This window comes from Mesorhizobium sp. M1365, assembly GCF_040317865.1.
Taxonomy (GTDB): domain Bacteria; phylum Pseudomonadota; class Alphaproteobacteria; order Rhizobiales; family Rhizobiaceae; genus Mesorhizobium.
Genome location: NZ_JAMYLG010000054.1, coordinates 12,743 through 29,728, shown reverse-complemented (window position 1 = coordinate 29,728; position 16,986 = coordinate 12,743). Strand labels below are relative to the sequence as shown.

General features: G+C 65.1%; 14 protein-coding genes and 2 pseudogenes. 4 read left to right on the top strand and 12 right to left on the bottom strand.

The annotated features are described in order from the left end of the window. From NKH04_RS30270 to NKH04_RS30220, 11 genes and pseudogenes are all read right to left on the bottom strand, one after another. Nucleotides 1-367: HipA N-terminal domain-containing protein (locus NKH04_RS30270; protein ID WP_353045430.1), on the bottom strand; the 367-nt coding region annotated here is incomplete at its 3' end. Further along, nucleotides 342-671 carry a helix-turn-helix domain-containing protein gene (locus NKH04_RS30265; RefSeq protein ID WP_023723009.1) on the bottom strand — a complete coding sequence of 110 codons (330 nt, stop codon included), beginning with the start codon at nt 669-671 and terminating at the stop codon, nt 342-344. The genes NKH04_RS30270 and NKH04_RS30265, both read right to left, overlap by 26 nt. A 336-nt stretch (nt 672-1,007) precedes the next feature. Continuing rightward, complete coding sequence (gene fni, locus NKH04_RS30260; protein ID WP_353045429.1) at nt 1,008-2,057, bottom strand: type 2 isopentenyl-diphosphate Delta-isomerase; 1,050 nt, start codon at nt 2,055-2,057, stop codon at nt 1,008-1,010. Nucleotides 2,058-2,142: 85 nt separating this feature from the next. Further along, nucleotides 2,143-3,045 carry a terpene synthase family protein gene (locus tag NKH04_RS30255; RefSeq protein WP_353009149.1) on the bottom strand — a complete coding sequence of 301 codons (903 nt, stop codon included), beginning with the start codon at nt 3,043-3,045 and terminating at the stop codon, nt 2,143-2,145. After that, nucleotides 3,042-4,592 carry a hypothetical protein gene (locus NKH04_RS30250; RefSeq protein ID WP_353045428.1) on the bottom strand — a complete coding sequence of 517 codons (1,551 nt, stop codon included), beginning with the start codon at nt 4,590-4,592 and terminating at the stop codon, nt 3,042-3,044. The genes NKH04_RS30255 and NKH04_RS30250 overlap by 4 nt, the downstream gene beginning before the upstream one ends. Nucleotides 4,593-4,738: 146 nt before the next feature. Next, entirely contained in the window at nt 4,739-5,731 is a 993-nt protein-coding gene (locus NKH04_RS30245; protein WP_353045431.1) for a polyprenyl synthetase family protein, read from the bottom strand. A gap of 154 nt (nt 5,732-5,885) precedes the next feature. Further along, on the bottom strand, nt 5,886-7,229 hold the full coding sequence (locus NKH04_RS30240; RefSeq protein ID WP_352850760.1) for a cytochrome P450: 1,344 nt from the start codon (nt 7,227-7,229) through the stop codon (nt 5,886-5,888). After that, the gene (locus NKH04_RS30235) at nt 7,229-8,074 is read right to left on the bottom strand and encodes a glucose 1-dehydrogenase (protein ID WP_031195408.1); all 846 of its coding nucleotides are present in this window, start codon (nt 8,072-8,074) and stop codon (nt 7,229-7,231) included. Before NKH04_RS30235 ends, NKH04_RS30240 begins: the two co-directional genes overlap by 1 nt. Nucleotides 8,075-8,242: 168 nt before the next feature. After that, nucleotides 8,243-8,368 (bottom strand): annotated as a pseudogene (locus NKH04_RS30230) (ferredoxin); the annotation flags it as partial. A 1-nt stretch (nt 8,369) separates the two neighbouring features. Next, nucleotides 8,370-9,659, bottom strand: a complete 1,290-nt coding sequence (locus NKH04_RS30225; protein WP_353045427.1) for a cytochrome P450 — start codon at nt 9,657-9,659, stop codon at nt 8,370-8,372. Nucleotides 9,660-9,752: 93 nt separating this feature from the next. Continuing rightward, on the bottom strand, nt 9,753-10,955 hold the full coding sequence (locus tag NKH04_RS30220; RefSeq protein ID WP_353009143.1) for a cytochrome P450: 1,203 nt from the start codon (nt 10,953-10,955) through the stop codon (nt 9,753-9,755). Nucleotides 10,956-12,125: 1,170 nt separating this feature from the next. On the opposite strand from NKH04_RS30220, the gene NKH04_RS30215 reads away from it, so the two are divergent. From NKH04_RS30215 to NKH04_RS30200, 4 genes are all read left to right on the top strand, one after another. Continuing rightward, nucleotides 12,126-12,590 carry a hypothetical protein gene (locus tag NKH04_RS30215; protein ID WP_353045426.1) on the top strand — a complete coding sequence of 155 codons (465 nt, stop codon included), beginning with the start codon at nt 12,126-12,128 and terminating at the stop codon, nt 12,588-12,590. An 11-nt stretch (nt 12,591-12,601) separates the two neighbouring features. Further along, on the top strand, nt 12,602-13,135 hold the full coding sequence (locus NKH04_RS30210; RefSeq protein WP_023722998.1) for a peroxiredoxin: 534 nt from the start codon (nt 12,602-12,604) through the stop codon (nt 13,133-13,135). Nucleotides 13,136-13,206: 71 nt separating this feature from the next. Beyond that, nucleotides 13,207-14,616, top strand: a complete 1,410-nt coding sequence (gene rpoN, locus NKH04_RS30205; protein WP_031195405.1) for an RNA polymerase factor sigma-54 — start codon at nt 13,207-13,209, stop codon at nt 14,614-14,616. 80 nt (nt 14,617-14,696) lie between these two features. After that, the gene (locus NKH04_RS30200) at nt 14,697-15,899 is read left to right on the top strand and encodes an MFS transporter (protein ID WP_023722996.1); all 1,203 of its coding nucleotides are present in this window, start codon (nt 14,697-14,699) and stop codon (nt 15,897-15,899) included. A 222-nt stretch (nt 15,900-16,121) separates the two neighbouring features. Here the strand turns inward: NKH04_RS30200 and NKH04_RS30195 are convergent. Beyond that, nucleotides 16,122-16,899, bottom strand: a pseudogene (locus tag NKH04_RS30195) (ABC transporter permease); the annotation flags it as partial. Nucleotides 16,900-16,986 lie beyond the last annotated feature (87 nt).

Below are 16,986 nucleotides of genomic sequence, written 5' to 3'. Positions count from 1 at the left end.
TGGGCGACGCCCGTACGGCTCCCGGCAGATCGGCGCCCAGCGCCGCTAAGAGATCGAAATCATTGCCTGGCCGGACATTGCCTTCGTGGTGCTTTTCCATCGCCTCGCGTAGCTTCTCCTCCGGTAGGAGGTTCGCGAAAAAGGCCGGCAAGGCGCCCGCCAGAGGCTTCGGACCTTTCCGCAATCCTCCGGTCGCTGCCCGGAACGACAGGCTGAAAACCGGAAAGCCGCCCGTCGCGCGGTAGGCCTCATCGAAGTTGAATGCATTGAAATCGCCCGGCGTCCTAACGATTGTGCCGATCTTCAGTGCGTTCAAGAGCACGTCCAGCGACGGGATCGTCTTAGGTGCGTGAAAGACTGGAGCCATGATCGTCATCGTCAGATTGAGGAACAAAGGCGGGCAGGTCGTCATCATCATGCGGACGCAACAGAGCCTGGACAGCCGGCACCATGACTTGCGGAACCAGCATCATTTCCAGACCGAGCGCGCGAGCGACATTCATGAGCGTCGTCGCACGCGCCGCCGCGGCCCCCTTTTCGATGTCGCGATAGCGGGGACGGGATATACCCGCCAAATCAGCGACCTGCTGCTGCGTCATGGCAGCGCCCTGCCTCACCTGCCTGAAAAGCCCACCGATTTCGCGCAGAATTTCCGATTCAGATTCCACCATTACCTATACGATTCATTCCAATGCCCCCATTGATATGCAAAGGTATCTCATCCGGCGAGCAAGTTAATTTAATGATCTGTTCGCGTATCATATATGAAGATAATGATATCCAAAGAGATCAGTCCTTCATTCGAGGATCTCCCAGGTTACCGCCGCACAGCGGACGTTCCTCCGAGAACAGCTGCCATGGCCACCGCCCACGGCATTTTCACCGAGCGGTGCGTACGTCGCTGCGAAAACGGCCAACGCAAAGACATTCAGCGAACGGCTAGTTTAACCTCAGCACCGATGCGCCCGACGGGGCCCTATGAACGCGAAACAGACGCGACCGCGGCATCAACCGGCCGGCAGATGCGCCCAAGGCAACAAGCGCGCCTGACGCAACGCCGCCAGATCAGCCGAGCCGGTGCAGAAGCAGGCGACGGCCAACTGGCGGATGACGATCTCGAAATGCGCGACAACCGCCTCGGTGGATACCGTAGCCGCGCGCAGCACGCCGGCCGCCTGCCCGGCGATGTCCGCGCCCAGGCGGATGGCCTTGGCCACGTCGACGCCGTCGCGGATCCCGCCCGACGCGATCAGCTTCACCGTTGGCAGCGCCCGACGTACCGCCTGCACGCTGGCCGGGGTCGGAACCCCCCAATCGGCGAACGCCATCGCCACTGCACGGTTGGCTGCATCGCGGGCGCGCTCGCCCTCCACCGCGGCCCAACTGGTGCCGCCAGCGCCGGCGACATCGATCACCGCCACGCCAGCCTCGACGAGCGCACAGGCCACCGAGGCGGACAGGCCCGATCCCACTTCCTTGACCACGATCGGCACGCCCACGCTGCGCGCGGCGCGAGCGATCTGCGCCAGGACTCCGCGCCAGTCGCGGTCGCCCTCCGGCTGTACCGCTTCCTGCAGCGGATTGAGATGGACGATGAGTCCATCGGCCTCCAACGAATCAACCGCCCGGCGCGCCAGGTCCAGGCCGTCGGCCTCGCGCAGTTGCGCGGCACCGATATTGGCCAGCAAGGGAATGTCTGGGGCCAGGCGGCGCAGCGCGCGCGTCAGCCCCTGCGAGTTGCGGGATAGCAGGCTCACGCGCTGCGAACCGACGCACATGGCGATCCCCAAGGCTTGCGCTGCCTCGCTCAGATGCCGGTTGATGGCCTCGGCGCGTGGCATGCCGCCGGTCATGGAGCTGATCAGCAGCGGCGCGCGCATGGTCTTGCCCAGCAGCGAGGCGCGCAGGTCGATCTGCGTCAGGTCCAACTCGGGCAATGCGCAGTGTTCGAAACGGATGTACTCCCAGCCGGCGGCGACCGTGGCAGGGGCCGTTCGCCGATCCAGCACGATGTCCAGATGGTCGTCCTTGCGCCGGCTCAGGGCGGTGTCGCTCATGCTCGCTCCATCCGTCGCATCGGGCGACAGCGTTGCGTCGGATCGGACCGACGGCAGCGCGGGCACGCCGCCGCGTCCCGCGCGTTCAGGCCGACGCACGCTGGCCTCCCCTCGCAGCGTCGCTGCCGTAGCGGCTGGTCGAGGTCTGGTAGTACTGCGCGCGGATGGTCGCCATGGCCTCGATCAACGGTCCCCACGGCGCGGGAAAGCGTACTTCCGCCATCACCCGGTGCAGCATGCGCGTATGGCCAGCCAGCTCGTCGTTGAGGAACTCCACCACAGGCATAGCCGGATAGCGCTGCAGCAGCAGGATCGCCGCATTGTCGGCCTCGCTGGCCGACCTGTCCTTGTCGCGTCCATGCAGATCGTTCTGCAGGCGCCCTATCGCGGAGATGAGCCGCAGGACCTGGCGAAACGCCGGACGCGCGCGCAAGGCCGCCATGTCCAGCCCCCACAGCAACGACAGGCAACAGAACACGTTCGTGTAGGCGATCGAATCGATGCCGTTGTGCAGGTACTCGGCGTAGGACCAGCGTTCCGCCCCTGCCGCCTGCGCGCGTCCGGCGCGCAGCGCCGCGCAGTAGCACCGGGTATCGTCGAGAAGCTGAGCATAGTCGCGACGATCGTAGGCGAGCGCGGCCAGCGAAGCGCGCAGCACAGCGCAGCCCTCGAATCCGGGGAGCGCGCACGGCCCGCCCTGCCCCAGCGCCTGCTCCACCGCGGCGAGCTGCTCCGGCGCGATCAGGCCAAGGTCGTTGCAATCGTCGAGCCAGAACAGCAGCGCCAGTTCGCGATAGAACGCCACGATCAGCGTTTCGTCCTGCGGATCGCGGCCGGTGCGGGCGCTGGTGTCGCGCAGGCTCGGGTGGATGCGCTGCAGGATGTACTGGCCGCCCCTGACCGCTTCCACGGCATGCTCGTCGGCGAACCCGGTCAGGGAACGCCCCCACTCCAGCACCTGCTGCAGCGCGCGTTCGGTCTGGATCATGGCGCCGCTCCTGCTCCCTCGGCCGAGACGCGCCGCCCCCAACGAAGCGCCAGCCACAACCCGGCGAGTTCGGCCACGCGCACCACCCGGGTGGGACAATACAGTTCCTTGCCGATCCACAGCGGCGTCTGCGGCAATGCATGCGCCGCGTGGCGGGCGAGCATCCACTTCAGCGCACGCGCCACCGCTTGCGCGATGCGCCGGCGCCCTGTCGGCTCTTCGCTCCCGTCCATCACGTGCAACGCGAACAGCGCATAGGCGGTTTCCTCGAATGTGGACGCGCGACCGGCGCCCCAGCCGCCGTCGTCGCGCTGCGCCTGCAGCAGCGCCGCCAGCGCGCGCTCGTCGCGCCACTGGGGCTTGCCTTGCGCCAGCGCAGCGACCGCATGCGCGGTCGGATACAGCCACGAAACGTGCCACTTTTCGTTGTCCCATAGACCGTGCGGGTTGCGATTGGCCTCGACGTAGGCGCTGGTGCCGGCAGCGGGCTTTCCCAACAGTCGCAACGCATGCAGGGCATGGATGTTGGTCGACACCGAGGCATTGCGCTCGCCGGGGAAGGTGACGAACAGCTCGCCGATTTCGAAATGGCGCAACGCATCGACCGCCGGGTCGCGGCCTGCAAGGCGCAGGACGCACAACGCAACGGCGGTGTCGTCCGCATCGGCCGCGAAGTGCAAGGCCGGGCCCAGACCGCGCACGCCCAGGCGGGCGTCGAGCTGCGCGACGATCACGCGCACCGCCTGGGCGAGCGCGGGATGCGCGAACAGCCCGGCCAGATGCAGGGTGTACAGCGACCAGCATGGCTCGAACACATTGATCGGCCAGACGTTGGGAACGACACCTTCGATGCCGCTGCGCGTCGCCCTCGATGCCGCCTGCAGATACGCGTCGGCGCGCCCGACCTGCGGCGTGCTCCCCTGTGTCACGGCGTGCGCACGCCACGCGGCGGTGGCCGCCGGACTGATGCCGATGCTGCCGTCGTCATCCGGGCATCCGGTGGTCGGCGACGTCCCCCAGGCTTCCCAGGAGTGCAGCAACGGATGTCCGCTCGGCAACGTCGCCACCGCCCCCAGCTTGACCAGGCACGCTTGCCGCAACGGCAACAGCGCCGGGTGGCGCGGAAACGCCACGCCGCCCAGCAAGGATGCGGCCTCGCCGCACAACTGCGGCAGGATCAGCTCCGCGCCGATCGGCGCGTCTTCCGGCACCGCATGCGCGTAGGGATCGGGCTGGCGCTCGAGGAACCGGGTTGCAGCCTGGACTGCGTCGGCAGCGCCGGGAAGAGGATCGGCACGCTGCAATGCCAGCAACGCCGCCCACGTGGGCGCATGGCGGAACAGCGGGAAGTCCTCGCTTCCCCATCCTCCATCGGCCTGTTGCTGCGCGATGAGCCACGCGTATGCGTCCTGCCGACCGGTGATGTTGCCGTGGAACTGCAGAGCTCGCGCCGTGTCGTAGACGGACGGACCGACGCTGCCGCCGTCGCTCATCTCGCTCAGCAGGTGGCGCAATTCGGAAAGGATCTGTTCGGACAGCGCGTTCACGCGGGATGTTCCTTCTGCAGACGGTTGGCGAGGACCAGGATCGGGCAACCGCTGCGATCGGCGCCGAGGACTCGGACAAAGAGCAGCATGCATCGCCCGCCGACCGGTCGCAGCAGCATAGGGCGAGTCCATGCGGACGGGCGCGCTCATGCGTATGGCGCGGACAGATACACGTTGGCCCGCTGCAGCATCTGCGCCAACCGTTCCGCACGTGGCCCCAGCGGGACGATGGCCTCCCCGGCGTCGCGCAACAAATCTAGCGCGAACTGGCGCGCTGGCTGCAGCCCCATGATCGACGCGCAAGTCGGCTTCTGCGCCGCCGCGTCCTTACCGGGGGTCTTGCCAAGCGTCGCGGTATCCGCTGTCGCGTCGAGAATGTCGTCGATCACCTGCAACGCCAGCCCGAAACAGGCGGTGTAGCGATCGAGCGCACCGTACAGCCCAGCGTGCGCGGCATCCTCCGCGATGGCGCATAGCGCGCCCATGCGAACGGACGCGCGCACTAGTGCTCCGCTCTTCATCCGGTGCATCGCCACGATCCTGTCCAGCTCGGCGTGCTTTCCGACCAGCGACAGATCCATGGCCTGCCCGCCTGCGGCACCCTCGGCGGACACCGCCTGCGCCAGTTCGCGCACGAGCGCGATACGGTTGTCGCCCGGCGCATCCAGGCTCGCCAGGGTCAGGAAGGCGTGCGCCTGCAGCGCATCGCCGACCAGGATCGCAGTGGCTTCGCCGAACTTGACGTGCACGGTCGGAAGGCCGCGGCGAAGCACGTCGTCGTCCATTGCGGGCAGGTCGTCGTGGACCAGGGTACAGGCGTGCATCATCTCGATGGCGGCGCCGACGTCGTCGAGCGTGTGCGCCGGCGTGTCGGCCAGTGCGCCGGCAGCCATACAGAGCAAGGCGCGGGTGCGCTTCCCGCCATTCAAGGTGGCGTAGCGCATCGCCGCCATCAGCTCGGTCTCACCGTCGTCTTCGGCGCAGAGAAGACGCGCCAGCGCCTGTTCGACCCGTTTTGCGCCGTCCTGCATCCAGATCTCCGGCAGCAGCCTGCCGGATGCGCCGCGCGCCTGCGCGCCCAATCCGCCGAGCGCGGAAACGCCAGTTCCGTGGTCGTGTAGCGTGGAACCGGTCTGCATGTCGTTCATGTCCTTGTACCTGACAGCAGACGGCCACGGCGAGCGGCGAGCCGATGCAGTGTTGCCGGCGTCGCACCGAGCGCGCGCGCCGAGTGCAGCAATGCCGCGCGTCGCCGGCGCCGCTGCCTCGCCACACGGGGTATGCGATGCCAGCTCATGAGAATCCGATGCGGATTTTCATGGAGGGTTGTGCTGTCGGGTAATAGCGCCGGCCTTTTTCGGCGTCGCTCAGCAACCGCGGCCGCACCCCGGCCTTGTGCATGGTCAGCGCCAAGGCGATGCTGAACTGCACCAGTTCCAGCCATACCAGGTGGTAGCCGATGCAGACGTGTGGGCCGCTGCCGAACTGCAGCATGTCCACCGGCCCGATCGGCCCCGTGCGTTGCAGCCACCGCGCCAGGCGGAACTGATCAGGCGCCTCGTGCAGCAGCGCCGAGGTCGAGAAATGCAGCAGCGGGATGCATAGACTTGTGCCCGCGGGAATGCGGCGCTGGCCGAGTTGTAATTCCTGCGTCGTGCGACGCGGTATGAGCGAGGACGCCGGATGCATGCGCAGCGTCTCGCGGAACAGCGCCTCGGCGACCGGAAACTGCGCCAGGTCCGCGTGCCGGGTCGGCACCGCGCCCACGCGTTGCGCCTCCTCGACCAGGGCGTCCCACAGCTCAGGCTGCCGTGCCAGCTCGATCACCATCCAGGCCATCGTCGAGGCGGTGGTCTCGTGACCGGCAAGCAGCAGCAAGCGGATGTTAGCGACCAGGACGTCATCGGAGAGCGCATCGTCGCTGCGATCGAAGGCGCTCACCATGTCGTTGATCAACCCGGTGCGCGCGGCATGCGCGCGCGCGTCGCGGATGAACTGGCGCGACTGCGCGTCGATCCAGTCTCGGGCGGCGCGGCCGCGCCGCAAGGGCGTTCCGGGCAGGTCGACCGGGGGCGCGACGATCAACTGCAGCAGTTGCCGGTACTTGCGATGCCACTCCGGCAGGTCTTGGGCGGGGATGCCCATGAGACTGAAGGTGAGCTTGAGCATCAGGTCGCCGGTTTCGGGCAGGATAGTTACTTCACCGCAGTCGCGCCACGCCTGCACCCGGGTCTGGATGACGGGCTCGAACAGCTCGCCAATGCCGGCCTCGGTCAGCCCCCTGGGCAGGAACGCCGCCTTGATCCCATCGCGCGCCTGCCGGTGCGCGTTACCGTTCAAAGTGACCAACGTTCCGCCAAGGATTTCGGGCGCGATCTCTTCGATCAGCGCCGAGGACACGTGCTTATGCCGGAGCAATGCGATCACATCCGGATCCAGGCAGGTCATCAGGTGTCCGGCACGACCGAAGTCCAGCCAGAAGTGGCTGCCCAGCGTCCGCTCCGCGCGCCGCAGCAGGCGCGGCAGGTCGCAGACGATGGCGGGAAGATGCCCGACCAGGGGAAAAGCGCCGGGCATGACCGGGACGTCGTATCGCAGCCGGTGCCGTCGGTTGAGCGGGTTGAGCAGCATGTCCATCACCTCCTTGGCGCAGCGTCCGCTTCGGCGGTGTCGCCGGATGGCCGCGCGGCGCGGCTGTTGCCACCATCGGCATATGTCGGCACATGCGTCAGCATGCCGCCGTCGATGCACACGACCTGGCCGGTGATGAACGCAGCATCGTCGGAGAGCAGGAACGCCACCAGCGCGGCCACGTCCTCGGGACGGCCGACGCGCGGCAGGAGCTGGTGCCGTCGCAGATGCCGTTGCATGCACTCGTCCAGCTTGGCGAGGAGACGCTCGGTCATGATAAGACCCGGCGCAACCGCGTTGCAGCGGATCTGCGAGTGACCGTACTGGGTGGCGAGCGAGGCCGACAGCATGTTCATCGCCGCCTTCGAGGCGGCGTAGGACGTCTGCGCGGTATCACCGCTGAGCCCCTGGCACGACGACATGTTGACGATCGCGCCACCGCCACGGGCCATCATCCGTGGGATGGCCTGCCGGCAGCAGAGCAGCGTGCCACGCAGATTGGTCGCCATCGTCTCATCCCAAACCGCCAGGTCCAGGTCGAGGATCGCGCGGTCGCGCGGGGTCAGATGCATGGCGCTCGCGTTGTTCACCAGCAGGTCCACCCCACCAAAGTGCTGCTCCGCCGTCTCGAACAGCGCGGCCACCGCCTGCGCATCGGCGATGTCTATGGCCAGGGCCAGCGCGTGGCCCGCTTCGGCCGCGATCTGCGCGGTGCAGGCGACGGCAGCCGAGCCATCAATGTCGGCCACCACCACTCGGCCCCCCTCCCGCGCGATGGCGAGGGCGCATGCCTTGCCGATGCCCGCGCCAGCGCCGGTCACCACGGCCACCTTGCCTTCAAACCGTCCCATCGTGTCTCCTGGATTGCCTTGGTCTTTCGCGGCACGCCGCTCGGCCTCCGCCGGAGAGGGCGCCGGATCGGCGCTGGCGTGCTCGTCATCGCCAGCGTCGCTTTCGATGACCCGAATGGCGGCGACCGGGCACTGGCTGGCCGCGAGCCGCACGGCGGCGTGCAGCGCCTGCGGGACCGTCGCCACGCACACTTCGGCCACGCCGTCCGGTTCGCGCTGGCGAAAGGTGCCCGGCAGCGTCAGCACGCACTGTCCGGTGGTTCCGCACAGATCCTGGTCGACCACGACGCGCATCTCAGCCCCCCTGCGTATGCAGCCGCACCGGCAGCGCACGGAATGTCCTAAGGAACGCGGAGGGCTCCCGGGTCGGCTGCTCGGCCAATGCCAGCGTGGGGAAGCGCGCCTGGATCCGCGGCAGGCTCTCGGCCAACTGCACCCGGGCCAGTTGCGCACCGAGGCAGAAGTGGATGCCGTGGCCGAAGCTCAGCATGATCTTCCCGTCGGTCGACATGCCAGGACTGGTGCCGTAGAACCGCGCGGGATCGAAGCGGTCGGGATCGGCGAAGGCGTCCGGGTCGCGATTGCCGGCCGCGATCAGCACGCGCACGTCCGCGTTCTTACGGATCACCACGCCGCCCAGTTCGATGTCGCGCTGGGCGATACGCGGAATGGAGCTGAACATGGCGGGCGCGTCGCAGCGCAGGACTTCTTCGACGAATGCCTTCACCCCCACGGCGTCTCCCTGCAGCCAGTGCCGCTGTTCGGGATACGCCAGCATCGCCAGGACCGCATGGTCGATGGCCGCAGCAGTGGTGGCGAAGCCGCCCAGCAGCATGCCCCACAGCATGCTGATCAACTCCGCATCCGACAGCGTGTCGGCATCGTCGTCGTGTGCGCCGACCAGCATTGACACGATGTCGTGGCGGGGATCGGTGCGCTTGCGCTGTATGAGGTCGCCGAAGTAGGCCTGCACCCTGGCGCTGGCCGCGTCCGCCGCGGCGAGCTGGGGATCGCTGGCGTGCGGGCTCAGGCCTTCCAGAATGGCGCCGATGCCGGCAGCGAGCCCGAACATGTCGTCCTGGGGCATGCCGAACAGTTCGGCGAAAACCAGCATGGGCAAGGCCAGCGCGAATTCGCGATGCAGGTCCACCGCCTCCCCGCGCTCCAGCGCGGGCGCCATGCCGTCCAGGCGCGCTGCGACGATGCGCGCGATGCTCGGCCGCAGGTTGTCGATCTGGCCCATGGTGAAATCGCGCGAGATCAGCCGGCGCAGACGCGTATGCGTCGGTGGATCCTTCATCGCTAGCGTGGACGCCAGCAGATTGAGTGACAGGCTGGTCTGCGCACGCGGGAAATAGCGCGCCAGGTCGCCCGGCGCCGGTCCCCGAAACGCATCGCCCGTGGCTTTGAGCGCCCAGTAGATGTCGGCGTGGCGGCTCAACAGAAAGAGGCCCGACGCCGCGCGATGCACCGGATCGTGCTCGCGCAACCACCGCATGAACGGATACGGGTCGTTGATGCACGCTGGCGACGCCAGTTCGGCGAAGGCGTCCCGGCATGCTGCCGTGGTTTCTTGCACATCCATCTTGGTTACCTGTTGGCTGGTGATCTGACCGGCGCCCGCCAGGGGCGCCGGCAAATTGCGGAGAAGATCGCGATTCCCGGCGGCGTCCGCGCCTCACCAGAGCACCGGGAACTCCTCGAACCCGCCAGTGATGATCTCCTTGCGCAACTTCAGTTCTTCGGGCGCCACCGCCAGACGCAGCGCGGGAAAGCGCTGAAAGATCGAACCGAACACTACCTTGAGTTCCAGCCTGGCCAGCGCCGCGCCGATGCAGTTGTGCGGCCCGTAGGAGAACGCCAGGTGCGGGTTTTTCTCGCGTCCGATGTCGAAGATTTCCGGGTCGTCGAAGTGGCGCGGATCAAACGACGTCGCCGGCAGGCCGACCAGCACCTTGCTCTCCGCGGGAACATGCACGCCCGCGATGGTCACGTCGGTCCTCGGATAGCGCATGATGCCGTCCCAGCCCGCGCCCGGCGGGTACATGCGCAGGATTTCCTCCACCGCTTTGTCCACCAGGGATGGATCGCCGACCAGGCGTTCGCGCTGTTGCGGATGGCGGAACATGGCCAGCAGGCCGAATTCGATCTGTGCGACGGTGCTCTCGTGCCCCGCCACCAGCATGCCCGCCGCCAGGCCGATCGCCTCTTCCTCGGTCGCCTTGCCCTGGTCGACCGCCGCGAGCAGATCGGTCAGCACGTTGTCGCCCGGATCCTGGCGCTTGTCCTGCATCTTGCCGCGAATGTAGGCGCGCAGTTCTTCCCACGCCAAGCGCGACGCGCTTCGCGGGCCGCTTTCATGCTGGTGCGTCATCACCTCGTCGGACAGCCCGGCGAAAAAGGCGTGATCCTCGTAGAGCACGCCCATCAAAGCGCTGATGACCATGGCCGGAAGCGGAAAGGAGAGGTGGCGCCGCAGGTCGGCGGGCTGGGGTTGGGCCGCCAGCGTCTCGAATAACTGCGCGGCGATCGCCTCGACCTGCTGCGCGAGCAGCTTCACCCTGCCATTGCTGAGGGCCGGCGCCACGATCGTGCGTAACCGGGCATGCTCGCCCCCCTCGTGCGAGACCAACCACCCCGGCGAACCGAGAATCACCGAATCCGGGGTGAATGCCGCCGGCGGCATTCCCGCGGGCCGGAAGGCCGCGTCGGACAGCACCGCCTTGGCTTCGTCGTAGCCTGTCACCCACCAGCCTTCGTGCCCGAACGGGAAGCGCACGCGGTGGATCGGACCGTTGGCGCGTAGCGCCAACATCTCGGGCGAGGGCTCGATGTGATCGACTCGCCACATCGGCAGCGTCGGCAAGGGTTGTTCGGGCATGGTGGCACTTCTCTTTAAGCGATGGAAGGGCGGAAGGTGACCGGCAGGCGCTGCGGGCAGCGAATGACGTAAGACGGCATATAGACGACGTCCTCCGCGGCGTAGCCCGACCTCGATTTTTCAAGATCGGCCAACGTGTAACTGCGTAGGCATACCCCGCGGCGAGATGCAGAACGTTATCCTGCGCCTTCGAGTTCAGGATAAAGCGGGTGTGGCAGGCATTTGAGCCGCAGCCGGCCATCAAGTTTTGTTCGACCAAGGCGGCGAGCCTGTTTTGGTAGGGGCGGTTTCGCCGAGGCCCCCTTCCCTAGAATGCTATCTGATGCGGATTTGACATTTTGCTTTTCTTTCTTCGTTCCATCGATCGCGGTGTCATCCACGAAATGAAGGTCGGTCGGCGGCGCCCGGCCAGCAACGAACAGGCTTCAAAACTCGTGCCAATTTGGCCGGCCCAGCAGAAGAAAAGATTCAGGGCTTAGCCTCAGGCCGGACAAGAGCTCGGCGAAATGGCCGGTGTCGTGGACCAACAAAGGCGACAGAACAGTGTCGGATGGTACGAGCCTGGGCGACCTTTCGGTCGGGCTTGCGACATTCTGGTCCAGTTTCGAACATAAGAGGGTTGCAAATAGACACGTTTGGCGACGCGATCCTCTCGGACAGGGCGCTTGCCGAAGAGCGTGCGCTCATGGTTGCTGCCACAGGCGGGTGTTCGCAATAGCCGTGCCTGCGCACGCAAGAACACGCTAGCGGCATACGCTACGCAATCGCTGCAGTGCCCGCCGGTGCGAGGTGGTGCATCGGCTCGGCTGCGTTCGTCTTTGCCCAGCTGGGGCGGAAGCGCCGAACATCCGCACCATACAGCACCGTTGTTGGGTGTCGTGACTAGGCGGTTATAGCGCGCGCCCGATCTTGGCGAAGACACCGCCTCCGAGAAAAAGGGGGCGGTCCAAAAGCATGTCTATTTGAAATGGCACGCCGCTTGCTGCTTCTGGTTAGAGCCCATCAAATCACGATGAAAGCGACAGCGCCATGCCCGACACCCGAAGCTCTAGACCGTGGCCTGAGGAGACGGTGCCCGTTCCCGCTGAACATCGGTACATCGTCTCCTCCGGAGGTCCGTGCTCGGCAGGCGCTTTGCGCACGACTGGTCCGATGCCGGCACGCCAACACATGGCGCTCGCGCAATTGCCGTTTACCGGTTTTGATCAGCATGTGAGTGCCCAAGAGCCCGATCAAAGAGGTACCGAAGCCAAGGTCGGCGGGTCACTGGCAAATATCGACGATACGCCGAACCAGTTGAGTGACGCGGGTCTCTTGCGTGAAGTCACATCTGAGGCCTCCACACGCTTCCGATATTGGCTACTTCCGGCCGCTATCACTTTTCCCCGGGCACGAGCGCGAGTGATCGATGCCGCCATAGCCGTGGAAAGACTGCCCAAGCGGCTCGACGGCCTCCAGCTCGCTCAGATCGATGGCGTTCGGGTGGCGAAGACCAGCAGCCAAAACGTTCCCATACATCCGGATGGCCAGAGGAAGTTGCGGCCGCGAGGGCCTCATTTCATGCCCGGCATACGAGCCTTTGCTCGGTATTGCGCCAGCCTCTGCCAGAATCCAGCGTGCCAGTTTTTTTCTTGAGGAGCAAGTTGATGACCGTTCAAAAGAAGGTTCCCTTCGTCACCTTTCTCACGCGTGTTCGCGATGAGTCAGTCCAGGGCCCAAATCCATATCGCTGGGAAGAAAAGACATCTGACGACTACTTTGCCGGCAAGCGCGTCATCCTGTTCTCGCTGCCTGGCGCCTTCACTCCGACCTGCTCGACCTACCAACTGCCCAATTTCGAAGACCTCTATGATGAGTTTGAGAAGGAGGGAATTGACGCGATTTACTGCGTCTCCGTCAACGATGCCTTCGTCATGAATGCATGGGGGAAGTCCTTGGGCCTGCAGAAGGTCGAGCTCATTCCCGATGGCTCAGGCGAGTTCACACGCAAAATGGGCATGCTGGTCGCCAAGGACAATCTCGGCTTCGGGATGCGCTCCTGGCGCTACGCCGCTCTGATCAACAATGGCGTGGTGGAGCAGTGGTTCGAGGAGGAAGGTTTCTCCGACAACTGCGAGGCCGACCCCTATGGCGTCTCATCCCCGCAAAACGTTCTCGAAACGCTGAAGGCCGCCGCATGACCTAGAAAACTTTTCCTCCCTGGTGCCATTACCCACCCCAAGAAGCTCCTCGACAGGATGTCGCGCTCACCATGCAATCCTCAGCAAGCCTACTTCAGCGCCAGAAGCAATCCATGGTCGCATCGCCTCAACTCATTGAGTCGATTCGCTTGCTGCAACTGGCGCATACTGAACTGCATCAGTTCGTGGAGCAGGAAATCCAGAAGAACCCGCTCTTGGAATCTGCGTCAAACGATGACGGGTCTTTTGGCGATGTTTCGATTTCGGGAGCGGATCAGCCTATCGGCCCACGTGCAAACGCCGTTGACGGACCGACCGGGGCCGGGTCACTCCGCAACAAGACCAACAACCCGTCGGGTAATGGCCCTTCCCTCGACGAGTTTGCCACCCTCGCCGAAACATTGCACGACCATGTCGCTGGTCAGATCGCCCTCACTGCGTTCACATCAAAGGAGCGGCTGATCGCTCACCAGCTTGCCGCCGATCTGGAAGACACTGGCTATCTTCGGGCCAACCTTTTGGAGCTAGCCGAGAGCCTGAATGTCCAGGAGGCTGATGTTGAACGGGTTCTCGGAACCTTGCAGCACTTTGATCCACCGGGAATTTTTGCGCGAACTCTCGAAGAATGCCTCGAGCTCCAGTTGCGCCAGCGAGACCGGTTCGACCCGGCAATGGCAGCTTTGGTTGCCAATCTTAAAATGCTTGGGCGACGCGATTTCCAGGCACTGAAGCAGCATTGCGGTGTCGATGAAGACGACCTTCTCGACATGTACCATGAGATTCTTGCGCTCGATCCCAAGCCTGGAAACCGGTTCCAGTCCGGTCCGTTGGAATCCATCATACCCGACGTCTGGGTCATGCCCTCGCCGGAAGGCGGATGGAAGATCGAACTTGATCCGGCCACACTGCCCAAGGTGCTGATCAACCGAGCCTACTATGCCGAAGTCTCGCGTCACACCGTCCAAAATTCGAAAGATCAAGCATTTCTCAACGTATGCTTGGAGACTGCGAACTGGCTGATACGCAGCCTCGATCAGCGCGCCAACACGATTCTTAAGGTTGCGACTGAAATCGTGCGCCAGCAGGAGGCCTTTTTTGAACATGGCGTTGCTCACCTGCGGCCTCTCAATCTCAGGACCGTCGCTGACGAGATCGGCGTGCACGAGTCGACGGTAAGCCGGGTGACCTCGAACAAGTACATGCTTACCCCGCGCGGAATCTTTGAACTGAAGTATTTTTTCACCGTCGCGATCGCTTCCTGCGAAGGCGGCGATGCCCACTCCGCCGAAGCTGTCCGCCATCAGATCAAAGCGATAATTGCCGCAGAACCTCCCGGCGACGTGCTTTCCGACGATGCCATCGCTGTCCGGCTGAAGGAAACCGGCATGGATGTTGCGCGCCGCACCGTCACAAAATATCGCGAGGCAATGAACATCCCCTCCTCCGTACAACGCCGCCGGGAAAAGCGCCTGTGTCTTTAAGTGGGTCAAGGCAGCCAACCTCATGTTGCGGTACATCCAAAGTGGAGACTTCGTTCGTGACCCAATCCGCGGCAGGCGTGATGGACGCTGTTCGGCACGACCCAGAAAAGCCCGACCAGCCGTCTGGTCCCGCATGGGGTGCGGTCATTTCGCTTTCCTTGGGCACCTTCGGGCTGGTGACGGCAGAGTTTCTGCCTGTCGGCCTACTCACGCCGCTCGCGCATGATCTCGGTGTCACCGAGGGTGCGGCTGGACAGGCGATGACGGCGACCGCCATCGTCGGGGCGATCTCGGCGCCGACGATGGCCATCATCACAAAGCGCTTGGACCGCAGGATCGTCATTTGGGCGATGACGCTGTTACTGATCCTGTCGGACGTTCTGGCGGCCGGCGCGTGGTCGCTGGCGGTTCTCCTGACGGCACGCGTCGTGCTCGGCATAGCGCTCGGAGGCTTCTGGTCGCTGTCGGCAGCACTGGCGATGCGGCTCGTCCCAAGCCACCTCCTGCCGCGCGCCATGTCGATAATCCTCACCGGTGTTTCCGTCGCTACAGTTTGTGCAGCTCCAATCGGCGCTTATGTCGGCGATATCTGGGGATGGCGAAGCGCGTTCATACTCGCCGCTGTCGTCGGCGCCGCAACACTGCTGGTGCAACTCGTAACCATTCCGAGGCTGCCTCCGGTTGGAGTGGCCAGCTTCCGCAGCCTGCTGGATGTGGCCAAGATCCCGATGATCAAGGTCGCGATTTTTGTCGTCCTACTGGTCGCTTCCGGCCACTTCGCCGGATTCACCTATATCCGCGCCTTCCTCGAGAAGGTTCCCGCGCTCGATGTCGAGATGATCTCGCTTGTGTTGCTTGCCTTTGGCATCGGCGGATTCTTCGGCAATTTGGCCGGGGGGCTTCTGGCCGAGTACAGTCTCAAGACAGTCGCGGCCCTTGCACCGCTGCTCATAGCGATAGCCGCTGTCTCGCTGCTGACGGCGGGAGCATCGGCCTCGGCCGCGGCGATTGCGGTTGCCGCATGGGGCTTTGCCTTCGGCGCGGTGCCGGTGGGATTGCAGACGTGGATGGTGCGGGGCGCCGCTCCCGAGCAGGCCGAAACCGCCGGTGTGCTGATGGTCGTAGCGTTCCAAGTGGCAATCGCAGCCGGCGCCTTTTTCGGCGGATTATTGGTGGACAATGCCGGGATTGCCGGCGCTGTCGTCTACAGCGCGGTTGCCACGTTCCTCGCCGCCCTGACAGTGTTCGTGCTCGGCCCGAAGCGCGAAACCTATACCGCCTGACAGAAGAGGCCTCAGCAGCGCAGCGCGACGAGATATGCAATCGCGTCCACCGCGCGGCGCGATCCTCCGCACGATTACTTTGGCGGTTGCAGGCTTCGTTTCGCCGAGCGCATAGGCGACTGGATCGCCGCCGCGGCAGCCTGTTCCGTGTCGGCCTCCGATCTCGCATGGACCAGCGCCAGCGCCTCGCCGGCTTCACCTCCGGGCCATGGCTATCTTCGCCAGACAGGCGAACATTGCCGGAACCGGTTTCCATTTGGCGACGATGAGCGGTGCCAGCGCGATGAAACCCTCGCCGGCGGTCATGTCCTTCACGAAGCCGGCATTCTGGGCGAGTGACAGGTACGCGCCGGCCTTGCCCGCCAGAACGCCGGTGAAGATGCCGCGCGGTAGCGCAGGCAGGTCACCGAAATGCCGGTGGTACCAACGGCGGCCGGATTTTCACCGACGGCGCGAAGCCTTAGGCCGAAGCGGGTGCGAAACAGCACCAACCAGGTGAATGGCACCATCAGGGACGCGACATAGACCAGCAGCCAATGGCCCGAGATCAGCTCGGAATAGACCGGCCCGAGCACCAGCACGCCGCGCACCGCTTCGGCGCTGGGCAGAATGATCGCCTCGAAGCGCGAGTCTTCGGAGAGCGCCGGCGCGCGCCCTGCCGGAACCAGGCCTGGCCGAGAATGATGGTGGAGCGCGGCAGCGGTGAAACGGATGGCGACGCCGAAGACGATCTGGTCGCCGCGATGAGTGATCGAGGCGAAAACCGTGCACCAGCGCGAAAAACACGGCGGTCGCTACGGCGGCGCCCAGGCCGAGCCGAGCCTGTAACCGCGGCCGCCGAGGCGCCGGCAAAGGTGCCGGCCAGCATCTTGCCCTCGAGCCCCGTGTCGAAGACGCCGGCCCGCTCCGAATAGAGCCCGGCCAGGCAGGCGAGCAGCAACGGCACGGAGAACACCAGTTGCTCGGCGGCGATGGTGCGGGTCGGGTCCTGCTCCGCCATGATGAGGCGACCGCCGAAGCGAGCATAGGCGCAACCGGACAGCAGGCACAGCATTCAAATCCTCGAAGGCGAAAGTTCGACGTTCGA